At 71.3% G+C, this 15,137-nt stretch carries 15 protein-coding genes; 7 read left to right on the plus strand and 8 right to left on the minus strand.

Annotation, left to right across the window (positions count from 1 at the left end):
* Positions 1 to 119 precede the first annotated feature (119 nt).
* Complete coding sequence (locus ABT057_RS05315) at positions 120 to 725, plus strand: TetR/AcrR family transcriptional regulator (RefSeq protein ID WP_352341105.1); 606 nt, start codon at positions 120 to 122, stop codon at positions 723 to 725.
* 5 nt (positions 726 to 730) lie between these two features.
* On the opposite strand, the gene ABT057_RS05320 is transcribed toward ABT057_RS05315, so the two are convergent.
* The 4 genes from ABT057_RS05320 to ABT057_RS05335 form a co-directional block, all read right to left on the minus strand.
* Positions 731 to 2,083, minus strand: coding sequence for a dihydrolipoamide acetyltransferase family protein (locus tag ABT057_RS05320; protein ID WP_352341106.1), 1,353 nt, complete (start codon positions 2,081 to 2,083; stop codon positions 731 to 733).
* A 5-nt stretch (positions 2,084 to 2,088) separates the two neighbouring features.
* Positions 2,089 to 3,114 carry an alpha-ketoacid dehydrogenase subunit beta gene (locus tag ABT057_RS05325; protein ID WP_352341107.1) on the minus strand — a complete coding sequence of 342 codons (1,026 nt, stop codon included), beginning with the start codon at positions 3,112 to 3,114 and terminating at the stop codon, positions 2,089 to 2,091.
* 4 nt (positions 3,115 to 3,118) lie between these two features.
* On the minus strand, positions 3,119 to 4,123 hold the full coding sequence (locus ABT057_RS05330) for a thiamine pyrophosphate-dependent dehydrogenase E1 component subunit alpha (protein ID WP_352341108.1): 1,005 nt from the start codon (positions 4,121 to 4,123) through the stop codon (positions 3,119 to 3,121).
* 96 nt (positions 4,124 to 4,219) lie between these two features.
* Entirely contained in the window at positions 4,220 to 4,675 is a 456-nt protein-coding gene (locus ABT057_RS05335) for a VOC family protein (protein ID WP_352341109.1), read from the minus strand.
* 154 nt (positions 4,676 to 4,829) lie between these two features.
* Between ABT057_RS05335 and ABT057_RS05340 the strand changes: the two genes are divergently transcribed.
* The 4 genes from ABT057_RS05340 to ABT057_RS05355 all read left to right on the plus strand — a co-directional run bounded on the left by ABT057_RS05340 (position 4,830) and on the right by ABT057_RS05355 (position 9,156).
* Positions 4,830 to 6,128, plus strand: coding sequence for an aromatic ring-hydroxylating oxygenase subunit alpha (locus ABT057_RS05340; RefSeq protein WP_352341110.1), 1,299 nt, complete (start codon positions 4,830 to 4,832; stop codon positions 6,126 to 6,128).
* A complete protein-coding gene (locus ABT057_RS05345; RefSeq protein WP_352341111.1) occupies positions 6,125 to 6,949 on the plus strand; it encodes an SDR family NAD(P)-dependent oxidoreductase in 825 nt (274 codons plus the stop codon). The genes ABT057_RS05340 and ABT057_RS05345 overlap by 4 nt, the downstream gene beginning before the upstream one ends.
* Positions 6,950 to 7,001: 52 nt before the next feature.
* Entirely contained in the window at positions 7,002 to 8,738 is a 1,737-nt protein-coding gene (locus ABT057_RS05350; protein ID WP_352341112.1) for a PEP-utilizing enzyme, read from the plus strand.
* 73 nt (positions 8,739 to 8,811) lie between these two features.
* Positions 8,812 to 9,156: a putative quinol monooxygenase gene (locus ABT057_RS05355; protein WP_352341113.1), complete on the plus strand. Its 345-nt coding sequence runs from the start codon at positions 8,812 to 8,814 to the stop codon at positions 9,154 to 9,156.
* Between the two features lie 34 nt (positions 9,157 to 9,190).
* Here the strand turns inward: ABT057_RS05355 and ABT057_RS05360 are convergent, their stop codons facing one another.
* Genes ABT057_RS05360 through ABT057_RS05375 form a run of 4 tightly spaced genes read right to left on the minus strand, consistent with a single transcriptional unit; the run spans position 9,191 to position 12,161 of the window.
* Positions 9,191 to 10,216, minus strand: coding sequence for an NADP-dependent oxidoreductase (locus ABT057_RS05360; RefSeq protein ID WP_352341114.1), 1,026 nt, complete (start codon positions 10,214 to 10,216; stop codon positions 9,191 to 9,193).
* A gap of 4 nt (positions 10,217 to 10,220) precedes the next feature.
* Positions 10,221 to 10,436: a transposase gene (locus ABT057_RS05365; protein WP_352341115.1), complete on the minus strand. Its 216-nt coding sequence runs from the start codon at positions 10,434 to 10,436 to the stop codon at positions 10,221 to 10,223.
* A 7-nt stretch (positions 10,437 to 10,443) separates the two neighbouring features.
* A complete protein-coding gene (locus ABT057_RS05370; protein WP_352341116.1) occupies positions 10,444 to 10,770 on the minus strand; it encodes a 2Fe-2S iron-sulfur cluster-binding protein in 327 nt (108 codons plus the stop codon).
* Positions 10,755 to 12,161 carry an aromatic ring-hydroxylating oxygenase subunit alpha gene (locus tag ABT057_RS05375; protein ID WP_352341117.1) on the minus strand — a complete coding sequence of 469 codons (1,407 nt, stop codon included), beginning with the start codon at positions 12,159 to 12,161 and terminating at the stop codon, positions 10,755 to 10,757. Before ABT057_RS05375 ends, ABT057_RS05370 begins: the two co-directional genes overlap by 16 nt.
* Positions 12,162 to 12,472: 311 nt before the next feature.
* Between ABT057_RS05375 and ABT057_RS05380 the strand changes: the two genes are divergently transcribed.
* Both ABT057_RS05380 and ABT057_RS05385 read left to right on the plus strand, forming a co-directional pair.
* Positions 12,473 to 13,615: a substrate-binding domain-containing protein gene (locus tag ABT057_RS05380; RefSeq protein ID WP_352341118.1), complete on the plus strand. Its 1,143-nt coding sequence runs from the start codon at positions 12,473 to 12,475 to the stop codon at positions 13,613 to 13,615.
* On the plus strand, positions 13,612 to 15,132 hold the full coding sequence (locus ABT057_RS05385; protein WP_352341119.1) for a sugar ABC transporter ATP-binding protein: 1,521 nt from the start codon (positions 13,612 to 13,614) through the stop codon (positions 15,130 to 15,132). Before ABT057_RS05380 ends, ABT057_RS05385 begins: the two co-directional genes overlap by 4 nt.
* Positions 15,133 to 15,137 lie beyond the last annotated feature (5 nt).

Genomic DNA, 15,137 nt, shown 5'->3' on the forward strand with positions numbered 1-15,137 from the left:
ACCCGCGTCCGTGGGCCCTCCGTACTGACCATTGTATCCAGTAACTCCGATCGCCTGTCCGCATAATTCCTGCTGCGCGCTGGCCTCCGGGGCACCGAGGTCCCGGCATACTTGACAGCATGACGACATCCGGAACCCGCGCCGCCCACCGCCCCTCGCGCAAGCAGTGGGTGATCGAGGCAGCCACGGAGTTGTTCGCCACGCAGCCGCCGGACGAGGTGACGGTGGCCGATATCGCCGCTCGTGCGGAGATGACCTCGGCAGCGGTGTACTACCACTTCGCCTCCAAGGACCAGGTCCTGGCGGAGGCCATGCGGGCGTTCGCCGGCGCGCTGCGCGAGCAGCTGCAGGCGATCACGCAGGCCCACGAACCGGGCTCGGACATCGGGGCGGCGGTCACCACGCTGCTGGCCTGGATGGGCGAACACCGGTCCGCCGCCACCGTGTTCTTCGTGTCGTCGGCCGGCATGAGCCAGGACGCGGAGGCGCTGCGCCAGGAGAGCCGTACGGAGTTGCTGGACGAGCTGGTGCGGCTGATCCGCAAGGCCCGCTCGTCCGTCTCCGACGCCGAGGCGGCGGTGATCGGTCTGGGCATGCTGGCGCTGCTGGAGACGGCGGCGATCTCGCAGGTCAGGGGCGACGACGTCTACCGGTCGCTGGGGCACCGCTCCTTCGTCCGCGAGGTCGGCGATCTCGCGGAGCGGATCGCCGACCCGGCCCGGTAGGCCGGTCACACCAGCAGGCGGAGGGGCTTGCTCAGCAGCTCACCGACCGTGCGCAGATATTCGGCGGCGGGTGCGCCGTCGACGGCGCGGTGGTCGAAGGTGAGGCTCAGGGTGAGCACCCGCGTCCGCAGCGGCCGGTCGTCCGCCCACTCGACGCCGTCCCTGAGCCTGCCCACCCCGAGGATCGCGACATTCCCGGGGTTGATCACGGGGGTGAAGAAGTCGACGCCGTACCCGCCGAGCGAGGTGACGGTGAAGGTGGCCCCTTCCAGCTGCACGGGGGAGATCCGCCCCTCGCGCGCGGCCCGGGCCAGGGACTTCGAGCGGCGGGCGATCTCAGGCAGCGGCAACGCCACCGCGTCCTCGATCACGGGGACCATGAGACCGCCGGGAACGGCCACCGCGAAGCCCAGGTGGACGGCGTCGAGCAGATGGATGCCGTCCTCCCGCACCGTCGCGTTGAGCAGCGGGTGCTCGCGCAGGGCCAGGGCGGCGGCCTTCAGCAGGAAGTCGTTGAGGCTGGGCACCGGCAGGTCGCCGTCGGCCCACTCCTCCTTGAGCCGGTCCCGCAGGGACACCACGGCGTCCATCCGCACCTCGTAGCCGTGCGTCAGCTGGGCCATCTCCTGGAGGCTGGCGTGCATCCTGCGGGCGATGGTGCCGCGCATCCCGGTGAGCGGGATGACCTCACCGGGCCGGTCGGGGGCGGGTTCGGGTGCCGGAGCGGCTCCCTCCAGGTCCGCCCTGCGGATCCGGCCGCCGGGTCCTGTGCCGTTCACCCCGGAGAGGTCGATGCCCCGTTCCCTCGCCAGCTTGCGGACGAGCGGCGAGGCGGGGGTGCCGCCGGCCGGGACCGGCGTGGCGAGGTCGCCCGGGAGGGCGGCCAGGAACTCCTCCACGTCCTCGGAGACGATCCGGCCGCCCGGCCCCGTGCCGTGTACGCCGGTCAGGTCGACGCCGGCGGCCGCGGCGACCCGCCGGGCGTTCGGCGAGGACAGCAGCCGGCCACCGGTGCCGCGGGCGGACGGCGCCGCGCCGTCGAGAGCGGGCACGACAGCCGCACCCGCACCGGTCCCGGGTCCGGCGGGCGTCGGCCCGACCGCCTGCTCAGGTGGCTGCTCGCCCTCGGCCAGCAGCCAGCCGATGAGAGCCCCGGCCGGCAGGGTGACCCCGGCCGGGACCACCGGGTGGAACAGCCCCCCGGCCTCCGCCTCGACGTCCACGTCGACCTTGTCGGTGGCCAGCCGCAGCAGCGCCTCGCCCTCCGCGACGGCCGCGCCGGTGGGCACCAGCCATTCGTCGATCGTGCCTTCCTGCATGGTCAGGCCGATCTTCGGCAGCAGAACCTCGACCGCCACGTCGGTCACGACCTTTCGAGGAGGCGCCGGCAGCCCTGGGCGATGCGGGCGCGATCGGGCACGTACGCCTTCTCCAGGACGGGAGAGAAGGGCACCGGGGAGAAGGGGGCGCCGATGCGCAGGACCGGCGCGTCCAGGTGGTCGAAGGCGGCGTCCTGGATCTGGGCGGCGATCTCCGCCCCGAGCCCGCCGAAGGTGACGGCCTCGTGCACCACGAGCACCCGGTTGGTGCGGCGGACGGAGGCGAACATCGTCTCGGTGTCCAGCGGCTGCACGGTCCGGGGGTCGATCACCTCGATCTCCACGCCTTCGGCGGCGAGTTCGTCGGCCGCCGCGAGGGCCTCCCCCACCATGCGGCCGAGGGCGATCACGGTGACGTCGGAGCCCTGGCGCGCGGTGTGCGCCCGGCCCAGCGGGATGCCGTAGATCTCCTCGGGCACCTCGCCGGCGGCGCCGAGCAGGACCTTGTTGAGCATGACGACGACCGGGTTGTCGTCCCGGATGGCCGAGACGGTCAGGCCCTTGGCGGTGTACGCGTCGCACGGCATCACCACCTTGAGGCCGGGCACATGGGCCAGCCAGGCCTCCAGGCTCTGGCTGTGCTGGGCCGCTGCCCCGAGGCCGGCTCCGGAGGCGGTGGTGATGGTGAGCGGCACGGACAGCCCGCCGCCGAACATGTACTTCATCTTCGCCGCCTGGTTGACGATCTGGTCGAGGCAGACGCCGATGAAGTCCATGAACATCAGGTCGACGACGGGGCGCAGCCCCCGGGCGGCGGCTCCCACGCCGAGGCCGACCAGGGCGGCCTCGGAGATCGGGGTGTCGATCATGCGGCGCGGGCCGAACTCGTCGAGCAGGTTGTCGAACATGCGGAACACGCCGCCGTATCCGGCCACGTCCTCGCCGGCGACGAAGACGTTCTCGTCCTCGCGCATGGCCTGCGCGAGCCCCTCGTTGAAGGCCTTGACGTAGGTGAGTTTGCGCGTGGCCGCGACCGGGGTGGCGGCCGGTGTTTCGGTGGTGGTGGTCATGGCGTCATCCCGAGTAGACGTTGAGCAGCAGATCGGCGGGGTCGGGCAGCGGGCTCGCCTCGGCGTACGCGATGGCCTCGGCGATCTCCTCGCGCGTGCGCCGCCACACGTCGTCCAGGTCCGCGCGGGTCGCGGTGCCGTCGGCGACCGCCCGGGCCTCGATCAGGTCGATGGGGTCGCGGGTCTTCCACTCGGCGACCTCCTCGTCCGAGCGGTAGGGGTGACGCAGGCCCTTGACGCCCTGGTGGTCGAAGAAGCGGTAGGTCTTGGCCTCGATCATCATCGGGCCCGCGCCGGCCCGGGCCCGTTCGACGGCCTCGGTGGCGGCGCGGTGGACGGCGACCGCGTCCATGCCGTCGACGATGACGCTGGGCATGCCGTAGGCGGCGGCCCGGTCGGCGACATCGGTGAGCAGCATGTGCCCGGACTGCGGGGTGAACTCCGCGTAGCCGTTGTTCTCGCAGACGAAGACCACGGGCAGGCCGAGTATCGCGGCCATGTTGGCGCCCTCGTGGAAGGCGCCGATGTTGGTGGCGCCGTCACCGAAGAAGGTCACGGCGACGCTGTCCTCGCCCTTGTACCGGGCGGCGAAGGCGGCGCCCACGGCGATCGGGACGCCGGCCCCGACGATGCCGTTGGCGCCGAGCATGCCCCGGGTGAGGTCGTTGATGTGCATGCTCCCGCCGCGGCCGAGGCACGCGCCGGTGACCCGGCCGTACAGCTCGGCGTACATCTCGCGGAAGCCGACGCCCTTGGCCACGGCGTGCCCGTGGCCGCGGTGGGTGGAGGTGATCTGGTCGTCGTCGCGCAGGGCCGCCATCACGCCGGCGGCCACCGCTTCCTGGCCGACATACAGGTGCAGGAAGCCGGGCAGCTTGCCCGCCTCCATGAGCTTTCCCGCTTCGGTCTCGAACAGCCGGATGCGCACCATGCGCTCATGCAGGTCCCTGATGACCTGCGCGCTGACCTGCGTGGATTTCTTCGACGCCGTCGATGCTCGTTGAGCCATCGTCCGCCCCTTCGCCCGAGGGAGGTTGCCAAGCAATCGGACTTACTTGTACCGGTCTACAGTAACCAGCTTGGGGCACCTTACTGAACAGCGTCTCTAATTACTATGCCCCGGACCCGGGTTGCCGCCCCGCGCGTCCACCAACTCGACGACATTGCCCTCCGGATCCGCCCAGAAGCTGATCCGCCGGCCACGCGCCCGGACCACGACCGGGTCCGACAGGGGCCGGGCGCCCGCGGCCGGCAGGGCCGCCACCACCGGGTCCACGTCGTCGAGATGGAAGGTGAGATACGACAGTCCCGGACGCCCGGCCGGCAGGGGCTCCACGTACCCCGACACCGGCGCCGACCGGGGAAGGATCAGCTTGACGCATCCTCCGGAGGGCACCCGCAGCCACACGACCGCCAGCTCTCCGCCGAGCCCGGCGGGACCCCCGACGGACTCGGGCACGCGCGAGCGGCGCTCGGCGCGACAGCCGATCACGTCGCGGTAGAAGCGCTCCATCAGCCCCAGGTCCCGCACCACCACGCCCACCTCGAACGGCAGGGTCATGACCATCGCACCCACCCCCACAGGACACCGAGCGGCAACTTCGCCACTTTCTATTGACAGACCACACTAAGTCCTGTTGTCGTTTCGGACACAACCCGGCCGTCGCACTCCGAAGCCGTCACCGGCTCACGGCCGGGAGGATTGTGAGGACATCGTGGTCCAGACCAGTTCGACGGAGATTCGGGAGCCGGCCGCCGCTCGCGGGGCGCCGACCCCGGCCCCCTCGGCTCCCGAATACTCCTCATGGATCAGCCAGGACCGGTCCACCGACGCCGCGTCCCTGACGATGCGGCGGGAAGCCGCCGAACTCGTCGAGCGGGTGATGACGCACTACCGCGACAACACGACGCACGAGGCGGACGGCCAGTGGACGGAACCCGTGGCCAACTACCTCGACGCCGACCGCTGGCGGCGCGAGACGGACGCCGTCCACCGGAGCGTCCCGCTGCCGCTCGCCATGTCCTGCGAGCTGCCCGGGCCGAACACCTACAAGGCGATCGACGTGCTGGGCATCCCCGTGCTGATCACCCGCGACCGGCAGGGCGCCGTGCACGCGATGATCAACGCCTGCCGGCACCGGGGGGCCAAGCTCCTCGAACCCGGCTGCGGGGTCTCGAAGCGGATCACCTGCCCGTACCACTCCTGGTCGTACGACCTGGCCGGGGAGCTGCGGGGCGTGTACGCCGAGAAGACCTTCGGCGAGGTGCCGCGCGAGGGCCGCAGCCTGGTCGGGCTCCCGGCCGGGGAGCGCGCGGGGATCGTCTTCGTCTCGCTGGACCCGGCGGCCGAGCCCGACCTGGACGCATGGCTGGGCGATCTGCAGCCGCTGTTGGAAGGCCTCCGGCTGGCGGAGTGCCACCACTACGCCACCAGCGAGCTGACCAGTCCCAACTGGAAGGTCACCCTCGACGGGTATCTGGAGACGTACCACTTCGCCTCACTGCACCCCAAGACGGTGTTCGAGACGAACCTCTCGAACATGATGGCCCACGACACCTGGGGCCCCCACCAGCGCATCGCACCGGCCCTGCGCCCCATCGCGCAGGCGGTCGAACTGCCGCCGGACCGGCGTGACCCCGGGGACTGCGTCGGGCCCATCTACTGGCTCTTCCCGGGCCTCGCGATCGCCGGCGGCTGGCGCCAGAAGATCGCGGTCTCCCTGGTGCTCCCCCGCACGGCGACCGAGTCGGTGACCCAGCAGATCATCCTGCTGCGTGAGCCGGCGGTCACGGAGGAGGAGCGCCGGACCGCCGACCGGTTCGGCGAGTGGTTCCACGAGGTGGTCCGCGACGAGGACTACGCGACCACCTACGGAGTCCAGCAGGGTCTCGAGGCCCTCGACGGGACCGATTTCGTCTTCGGACGCAACGAGCCCGGACTCCAGCACTTCCACCGCACCATTCACCAGCACCTGGACAGAGGCGCCACAGCAGCCCCCAGAGCCGCCAGGTGAGCAACCAACAACACTCGCGGGAGAACACCATGGTGGCTACGGGCAGCCTCGACGGACGTGTCGCGGTGATCACGGGCAGCACGCGCAGCATCGGCCGCGCCATCGCCGAGGCCTTCCTGGCCGACGGCGCCACGGTCGTCGTCAGCGGCCGTTCCGAGATCAAGGGCAAGCAGGCCCTGGAGGAGATGGGCGCCGGGGAGCGGGCCGTCTTCCACCCCTGCGACGCCAACAGCCAGGAGGACATCGAGGGCCTCGCCGACTTCGCCGCCGAGCGCTTCGGCAGGCTCGACATCTGGGTCAACAACGTGGGCGGCAGCTCCGGCTTCGCCCCGATCCACCTGCTCAGCGACGAGGCGTGGCACGACGCGCTCAACCTGAACGTCAACGGCTACTTCTACGGCACGCGCCGGGCGCTGCCGAAGATGCTGGAAGGCGGCTGGGGCCGCATCATCAACATCTCGTCGGTGGAGGGCAAGCAGGCCAACAAGCCCGCGATCAGCCACTACATCACCAACAAACACGCCATCCACGGCCTGACCAAGGCGACCGCCTTCGAGTACGGCACCCAGGGCATCACCTGCAACGCCATCTGCCCCGGCGCCGTCGACACCGACCTCATGCGGGCCGCGGGTCCCGCCGCTGCGGAGGCCGAGGGGATCTCGTACGAGGACTGGCTGGGCCGCTTCGCCGAGCACGCCGCCACCAAGAAGATCACCACGGTGGAGCAGATCGCGGCCGTCGCCTCGCTGCTGGCGAGCGATGCCGGGGCGGGTATCACCGGCGCGCTGATCAGCGTCGACGGCGGAACAGCCCAGTGGTAGGCGGCGGACGGCCAGGGGCAGGCACGGGTACGGAAAGCGGGAGACCTCGGTCATGAAGAGCTGGATCACGGACTGGCAGCGCAGTGAGCGGCTGCCGCACTACACCCGGGCCAACGCGGGCGAGACCCTGCCGGACCCCGCCAGCCCGCTGGGCTGGACCCTGGTCTGGGGACGGGGCCTCAAGGGCTGGCGCAAGGGCTTCGTCGGGTTCGGCATCTACCGCGAGGAGGAGGTGGCCGGCCCCCGGCCGCCGTTCGTCGGCATGTTCGGCGGCCACTTCTACCTGAATCTGTCCCACATGCGGCTGTTCGGCATCCGCATGGGCCAGACGGCGGACCAGATCGACGCGGCCTTCGTCGGTCAGCGCTCCGACACACCGTTGTACGTGGCGCACCCCGACGACCAGGACGAGGAGCTGACCGCCAAGGCGGGCGGGACGCTGCAGCGGATGCTCGGCCAGGCCGGCTTCCCGGAGGCCGACGCCGACCGGGAACGGCTGCGCGCCCTGCGCCGCTCACGACCCGATCTCGCCCGGATGTCCGACGCCGAACTGGTGGCACACGCACGGTCGTTGCTGGACGAGGTGGAGACGACCTTCCAGCGGCACGTCGAGTCGTCGCTGCCCGCCTCCGTGGGACCGGCGATCCTCGGCCCGCTGTGCGCGAGCGTGGACCGCCCCGGCGCCATGCTCGACCTGATCGGCGGTCTGGGCGACGTCGACTCCGCCTCCCCCTCGACCGGGCTGTGGACGCTGTCCCGCCAGGTGGCGGCCTCGGCCGAGCTGAGCGCGCTGTTCGACCGCGGTCCGGCCGCGGTGGAGCGGGCCCTCGACACCGCCACCGGGGACGTGAAGGCGTTCCGGGACTCCTTCGAGGAGTTCCTGGCGGAGTCCGGCGACCGCGGCCCCAACGAGTGGGACATCCACGCACTGTCCTGGGAGGCGGCGCCCGTCCAGGCGCTGGCCCTGGTCGACCGGATCCGGCACAGTGCCGACGACGACTCCCCGGCCGCCCGCCGCAAGCGGCTGACCGAGGGGCGGGAGCGGACGGCGCGGGAGATCCGGGCCGCGCTGCCCGAGGAGACGCAGCCGATGTTCGACGCCGGTCTGCACGCCTCGCAGGTGTGGATCCCGGCCCGCGAGCGCACCAAGGCGAACTGCGTCACCGTCGTCAACGAGATCCGCATGGCCGTACGGGAGCTCGGCCGCCGCGGCGTCGACGCGGGGCTCTTCGCCCGGCCCGAGGACGTGATGATGCTGCTGGACACCGAACTGGACGACTATGTCGCCGCTCCGGAGTCCTTCGGCCCCGTGATCGCGGGGCGGCTCGAGGAGTACGCGGGCCTGTACGACCTGGAGCCGCCGTTCTTCGTCGCCGACGACGCGCGGACCGAGATCGACTCCTGGCCGCGACGCGCGGCGGAGCGGACCCCGGCGGCCGTCGAGGGTGCTGTGCTCGAGGGCGTGGGCGGCAGCCACGGCACGTACACCGGCCGGGTGCGGGTCGTCACCGACCCGGCTTCGTGCGAGGCTCTGGAGCCGGGCGAGGTGCTGGTCGCGCCGATCACGGACGCGGCCTGGACCCCGCTGTTCCTGGTCGCCGGAGCGGCCGTCGTGGACGTCGGCGCGCTCAACAGCCACGCCGTGGTGGTCTGCCGTGAGCTGGGCATCCCGGCCGTGATCTCCGTCGAGGGCGGGACGCGGCGCCTGCGGGACGGCATGGTGATCACGGTCGACGGCGACCGGGGCACGGTCACCGTGGACAGCGTCCCCGCTCCGGTCGGCAGCTGAGAACGCCCGCGGGCCCGTCGCTTCCTGCGCACCGGAGCGACGGGCCCGTCGGCACGACCGCGAAAGGAAACCCGTGGCTGAGGAAACCGTGGCCGAGGAAACCGTGGCCGCCGAAATCATCGTCGCCGGCTGGATGGACTACGAACCCGGCGACCGCGGCACGATGCTGAAGGCCCTCGTCGAGCTGGGCCGACGCACCCGCGAGGCGGAACCCGGCTGTCTGGACTACGCCATGACCGCCGATCCCGGCGACGAGCGGCGTATCCGGGTGTACGAGCACTGGACCTCCCGGCAGGCCCTCGACGAGCACTTCGCCACCCCGCACATCAAGGACTTCCGGGCGGCGGTGGCGGGGCTGACCCGGGTCGGGGTCTCCCTGACGGCCCACACCGTCGCCGCCTCACACCCCATGCGCTGAAAAACGGCGCCCCCGCCGGGGGCGCCGTTCGGACTCAGTCGCTCAGCCGCACCAGCATCTTGCCGACGTTGCCGCCGCCGAGCAGGGACAGCAGCGCCCCCGCGGCGTTCTCCAGGCCGTCCACGACCGTCTCGCGCGCGGTGATCCGGCCCTCGGCGAGCCAGCCCGCGACCCGCCGCTCGAACTCCGGCCGCAGGTCGTCGTGGTCACGGACGATGAAACCGCTCAGGGTCAGCCGCTTGAGGACCGCCTGGATCAACTGGTTGATGTCGGCGGACCGCCGGTCGCCGCCGAACTGCGACATCATGCCGCACAGGGCGACCCGGCCACCGGTGCGCAGCGCGTGCAGTGCCGCGGCGAGCTGTTCACCGCCGACGTTGTCGAAGTAGACGTCGATGCCGTCCGGCGCCAGCCGGGCCAGCGCGTCGCGCACCGGCCCGGCACGGTGGTCCGCGGCCGCGTCGTAGCCGAACTCCTTCACCAGCAGGGCGCACTTGTGCGGCCCGCCGGCCGTCCCGATGACGCGGTCCGCGCCCAGCAGCCGTGCGAACTGTCCGGCGGCGGTGCCGACGGCGCCGGCCGCCGCCGACACGAGGACGGTGTCGCCCGGACGCAGTCCCGCGATCCGGGTCAGGCCCACGTACGCGGTGAACCCGGTCTGCCCGAGCAGGCCCAGCCAGGTGGGCAGCGGGGCGAGCCGCGGGTCGACGCGACCCGCGCCCTCGGTGTCCGCCGCGTCCAGCACGGCCCGCTGCCGCCAGCCGAGCTGATGGCGTACGTACGTGCCGGGCGGCACCTGGGCACAGCGGCTCTCCTCGACGACGCCGAGGGCACGGCCGTCGAGCGGCGAGCCCGGGGTGAAGTTGTGCGTGTAGTGCTTCTCGGTGTTCTCCAGGCGCCCGCGCATGGACGGGTCGACACTCATGTAGAGGTTGCGTACGAGCAGCTGGCCCTCCCCGAGGGGCGGCAGCGGGCGTTCCTCGACGGCGAAGTCTCCGGGGACCGGTTCCCCGTCGGGCCGGCGCACCAGGCAGACCACCCGGGTGGTACGGGGCGTCACGGGATCACTCCTCCGGCTGCGGGGTCGTACGGCGCAGGGCGAGGCGGCCGACCCAGCCGGCCATCTGGAGGTCCGCGTGGCGCAGTTCGCCCGACTGCCACCGGGCCTGGAAGTCGAAGACGCCCTGGGCCCCCGTCCTGGGGTCGGTCACCTCGACCAGTCCGTCCTCGGTGAGCCGGTACACGTGCCCGGTCAGGGGGTGGATCACTTGCTTGGCCATGGGGGCCTCACTCCTGCACTCGGCGGCGCACGCCGCGCTTGGTCACCGTCACCGGGCCCTCGACCCGGAGCCGGCAGGCGAGCCGCGTCAGGCCGTCCACCGGCCTGCGCAGGGCCTCGATGCCCTCGCGTTCCAGCGGGCCCACCGGGGAACAGTTCTCGGCGCCCTCCTCCACCTGGACGAAGCAGGTACGGCAGGTGCCCTTGCCGCCGCAGACCGTGGGCCAGCGGTAGCCGAGCCGCCCGGCGGCGGTGAACAGGTCTTCCCCGTCGAGGACTTCGAGCTCGGCGCCCAGGGGTCTGACCGCCACCCGGTGGGTCACTTGTCCATCCACCGGTCGAGCGTCCGGTTGAAGTGGCGGATGCGGCTCTCCTGGTAGTTCGCCAGTGTGATGCCCGGCTTGCGCATCGCCTTCAGGCCCTGCTGGACGTAGGGCAGGTTCTCGCAGTCCTGGTCGAAGACGGGGCCGAGCACGCCCAGTTCGGGGATGTCGGCGAAGAGCATGTCCTCCGGCACCCAGCGGATCTTCGCCGGTGGCGGCGTCTCGCCGGGCTGCTTCGGGGACGACATGAAGATGATCTCGGCGGTGCAGGAGTCGGGGTCGAGGCCGTTCGGCCGGAACCGGTAGATGATGTTCGACTTCGCGCCGCCCCAGGGGTTGAAGTTGGGGAACAGCAAGTAGTTGATGGCGTCCAGCAGTTCGGTGTCCGGGGTGGCCGAGAAGTCCTGCGTCGAGGTGGCCGCCAGTTGCGCGCGCATCCGCTCTGCGAGGACCTGGCGGGCGGTGCCGCCGGGCGGGATCGCCGGCAGTTCGTCGCCCTCCTGCATCACCAGGTCACGGCCCTGCGCGGCGGCGTAGAACGCGCGCGAGTCGTAGAAGGTCTCGAGGACGTCCTCCTCCGTGACGGAGTCCGCCACGTGCGGGCTGGGCGCGCCCTGGATGTTGATCATCCGGTTCCAGTTCGGCTGGTCCGCCATGACGTCGTACTGCGAGTTGGCGTCGGCGAGCCACGGCAGCATCTGCGGGTGGGTGGCGATCACGTGGAAGGACTCGATGAACGCGTCCTGGGCGATCTTCCAGTTGCAGGGCAGCACCTTGCCGATGTGCAGAGACTTGTAGCGGTTCTCCAGCGGCCAGATGTAGTAGTCGTCGAAGGTGCCGCGGTAGCTGTCGAAGGACTCGGCGTACGGGTCCATGTTGATGAAGACGAAGCCGCGCCAGGTGGCCACCCGGGCCTCGGGGAGGGCGAACTTCTCCGGGGTGACGTGCGGGAAGTCCCAGGCGCAGGGCGGGGTCTGCATCGTGCCGTCCAGGTTCCAGGCGAAGCCGTGGAACGAGCAGCGGAACTCGCCGACGTTGCCGCCGCCGGTGCGCAGTTTGCGTCCGCGGTGCAGGCAGACGTTGACGAAGGCACGGATCTCGTCGGGGGCCGTGCGGACGACGATGAGGGAGTCGTCGCCGATCTCGTAGATCTCGTGGTCGCCGACCTCGGGTATCTCGCTCTCCAGACAGGCGAACTGCCAGACGCGCCGCCAGACCTGCCGCATCTCGCGTTCGGCCCAGTCGCGGGAGATGAAGCGGGCGGTGTCGATGTCCTCGCTGCCGAGGTGGTCGTTCCGCTCGTACCGCAGGGCGGGGGGAACGGGACGGCTGTCCTGGTCGAGGTAGTCCTGGACGCTGGGCCCGGGGCACCGCGCAGTGGCCGGCTCCGATGTTTCGTCCATCATCTCTCCTCCGCAGAAACTTTAGAGTGAGTGTAGTTACGGGTTACGGCTGTGAGCAACACTCGGGTCGACGAACAAGCCCCACACTTTCCGAGGTCACCACGCTGTTCGACCGGGAGACTGGAATTTCTTGCGGCTCCCCTCTCCCCAAGCCCGCCGCAGCGTGTCACACTCCGACCCACTTGAGGCTGTAGTGCCTCAATAGTTTCTCGATGACTTCCCCCTTCCGGACGGCCTCTGCCCGTCCCGGCCCCGGCCCCAGCCCCGCGGCGGTCCCGCCTCGGGGCGACACACCACGGGAGTACTCAACGATGAGTTCCAGACCCCGTCGCGCGGCCCGCCGCGCCCTCACCGCGACCGTCCCCGTCACCGCCCTGCTCGTCCTGGCGGCATGCGGCACCGCCACGACACCGGCCGCGGACTCCGCCAAAGCGGCGGCTTCCGACTCCCCCGGCCTGATCGCCGCCCGCACGGCCGTGAAGAAGTACTCCGAGCACCCGGACCGGATCCCGGTCACCACGCCGGTGGGCAAGAAGATCCCCTCGGGCAAGAAGATCGACTTCATTCTGTGCGGCGTGCAGTCCTGCCAGGACCTGGCCAACTTCTTCACCGCGGGCGCCAACCAGCTCGGCTGGCAGGTCCAGCAGATCGCCACCCAGGGCACGCCGGAGTCCGTCCAGGCCGCCTACCAACAGGCGCTGCGCGACAAGCCGGACGCCGTCGTCTCCTCCGGATTCCCGCGCGCCGTGTACGCCAAGCAGCTGGCGCAGCTGAAGGCGGCGGGCATCCCGGTCATCCAGTCGAACGCCGACGACGTGGTGGGCGACGGCATCTCCCTGCTCAAGAACGGGCCCGACGACGTCGCCGTCCAGGGCGAGATGCTCGCCTCATGGGTGGTGTCCGACAGCAACGGCCAGGCCGACACCGTCTACTTCGACCTGCCCGCCTACACCATCCTCAAGCCCGTCAAGGACACGTTCGCGGCCAAGTACAAGCAGTGGTGCGAGGGCTGCGCGCTGGACACCGTCGACGTGCCGATCACCTCGATCGGCAAGGACATGCCGGACCGGGTGGTGTCGTACCTCCGCTCGCACCCGAAGGTGACCCACGTCGTCTTCTCCCTGGGCCTGCTCAACGTGGGCGTCCCGGCCGCGCTGAAGACCGCCGGCATCACCGGCAGGCACATCGCCGTGAACGTCGGCGACGGACAGAACTACCAGTACATCCAGAGCGGCCTCAGCGACGCCGCGATGGCACTGAACTCGCACGAGGCCGCGTGGCTCCAGGTCGACGCGCTGGCCCGCCACTTCACCGGGCAGTCCATGGACGTGGACCAGAAGGCGGTGCTGCCCAACATGCTGATCACCAAGGACAACCTCCCCAAGACCCTCGGGGACTTCCCGATCGTCGAGGACTACCAGGCGCAGTTCGAGGCGCTCTGGGGACTGAGTTGACCGGGCCGGTGCTGCGGGTGGCCGCCCTGTCGAAGAGATTCGGCGGCACCCAGGCCCTGAAGGACGTGGATCTCGAGGTCTCGCCCGGCGAGATCCACGCCCTGATCGGGCCCAACGGCTCCGGCAAGTCCACCCTCATCAAGATCCTCGCCGGCTACCACCACGCGGAGCCGGGTGCGGTGGCCGAACTCGACGGCGAGCCCTTCGACCTCGGCCAGGTCACGGCTTCCCGCCACGACCGGCTCCGCTTCGTCCACCAGGAACTGGGGCTGGTGGGCGAGTTGAGCGCCATCGACAACCTCGCCCTCAGTCACGGCTTCGCCCGTACCGCCCTCGGCAACATCCGCTGGCCGGAGATGGAACAACGGACGAGCGCCCTCGTCGAACGGTTCGGCCTCGGCATCGACGTACGCCGGCCCCTTGCGGCGGCGACCCCCGTCCAGCGCACCGTGGTGGCCATCGCCGCCGCCCTGCAGGGCTGGGAGGGCCGCCGCGGGGTCCTGGTCCTCGACGAGCCCACCGCCGTGCTGCCGCCCGGTGAGGTGGCCCGCCTGTTCGACATCGTGCGGGAGGTCCGCGACGCCGGCGCCGCCGTGCTGTACGTCTCGCACCGGATGGACGAGATCTTCGCGCTCGCCGACCGGGTCACCGTCATCCGCGGCGGACGCCGGATCGCCACCCGCCCCGTCGCCGAGCTCACTCCGCGCTCGCTGGCGGAGCTGATGGCGGGCGAGGAGATGGAGACCGGCCACCGTCCCCCGCCTCCCTCCGGTGTGGCCGACCCCGTGCTGGAGGTCCGCGACCTGTGGGCCGGGCCGCTGCGGGGAGTCGGCTTCGACCTGGCCAGGGGCGAGCGCCTCGGCGTCACCGGTCTGGTCGGCTCCGGCCACGAGATCGTGCCGTACGCGGTGTGCGGGGCCCATGCCGGGCGGGTGAGCGGCAGGCTGCGGCTCCCGGAACGCTCCGAGCGGTGGACCGAGGCGCGTGACGCCGGCGGCCTGGGCCTGCCCCTGGTCCCGGCGGACCGGGCGGGCGAGGGAGTGATCGGCGACTTCTCGGTCGCCGAGAACCTCACCCTGCCGCTCCTCGACCGGCTGCGGGCCCGGTCCGGACGGCTGCGCCGACGCCGCGAATCGGCCCTGGCGGAGGACTGGATCCGGCGGGTCGGCGTACGGACGGGCGACCACCGTCCGGCCGGCGCCAGGATCACCACGCTGAGCGGCGGCAACCAGCAGAAGGTCGTCATGGCCCGCTGTCTGGCCCAGCACCCGCCGGTGCTGACGCTGTGCGAACCCACCGCGGGTGTGGACATCGCCACCCGCCTGCAGCTGTACGACCTGATAGAGCGGCAGGCCGACGACGGCATGGGCGTCATCGTGTCCTCCTCCGACACACAGGACCTGCTCGCGCTGTGCACCCGCGTCCTCGTGGTGCGGGACGGCCGGATCGCACGGGAGATCAGCGGCCGGGACATCACCGAGTCCGCGCTCGTGCACGCCATGGAAGGAACGGAGTGACATGA

The organism is Streptomyces sp. NPDC002588 (assembly GCF_040295925.1).
Taxonomy (GTDB): Bacteria; Actinomycetota; Actinomycetes; order Streptomycetales; family Streptomycetaceae; genus Streptomyces.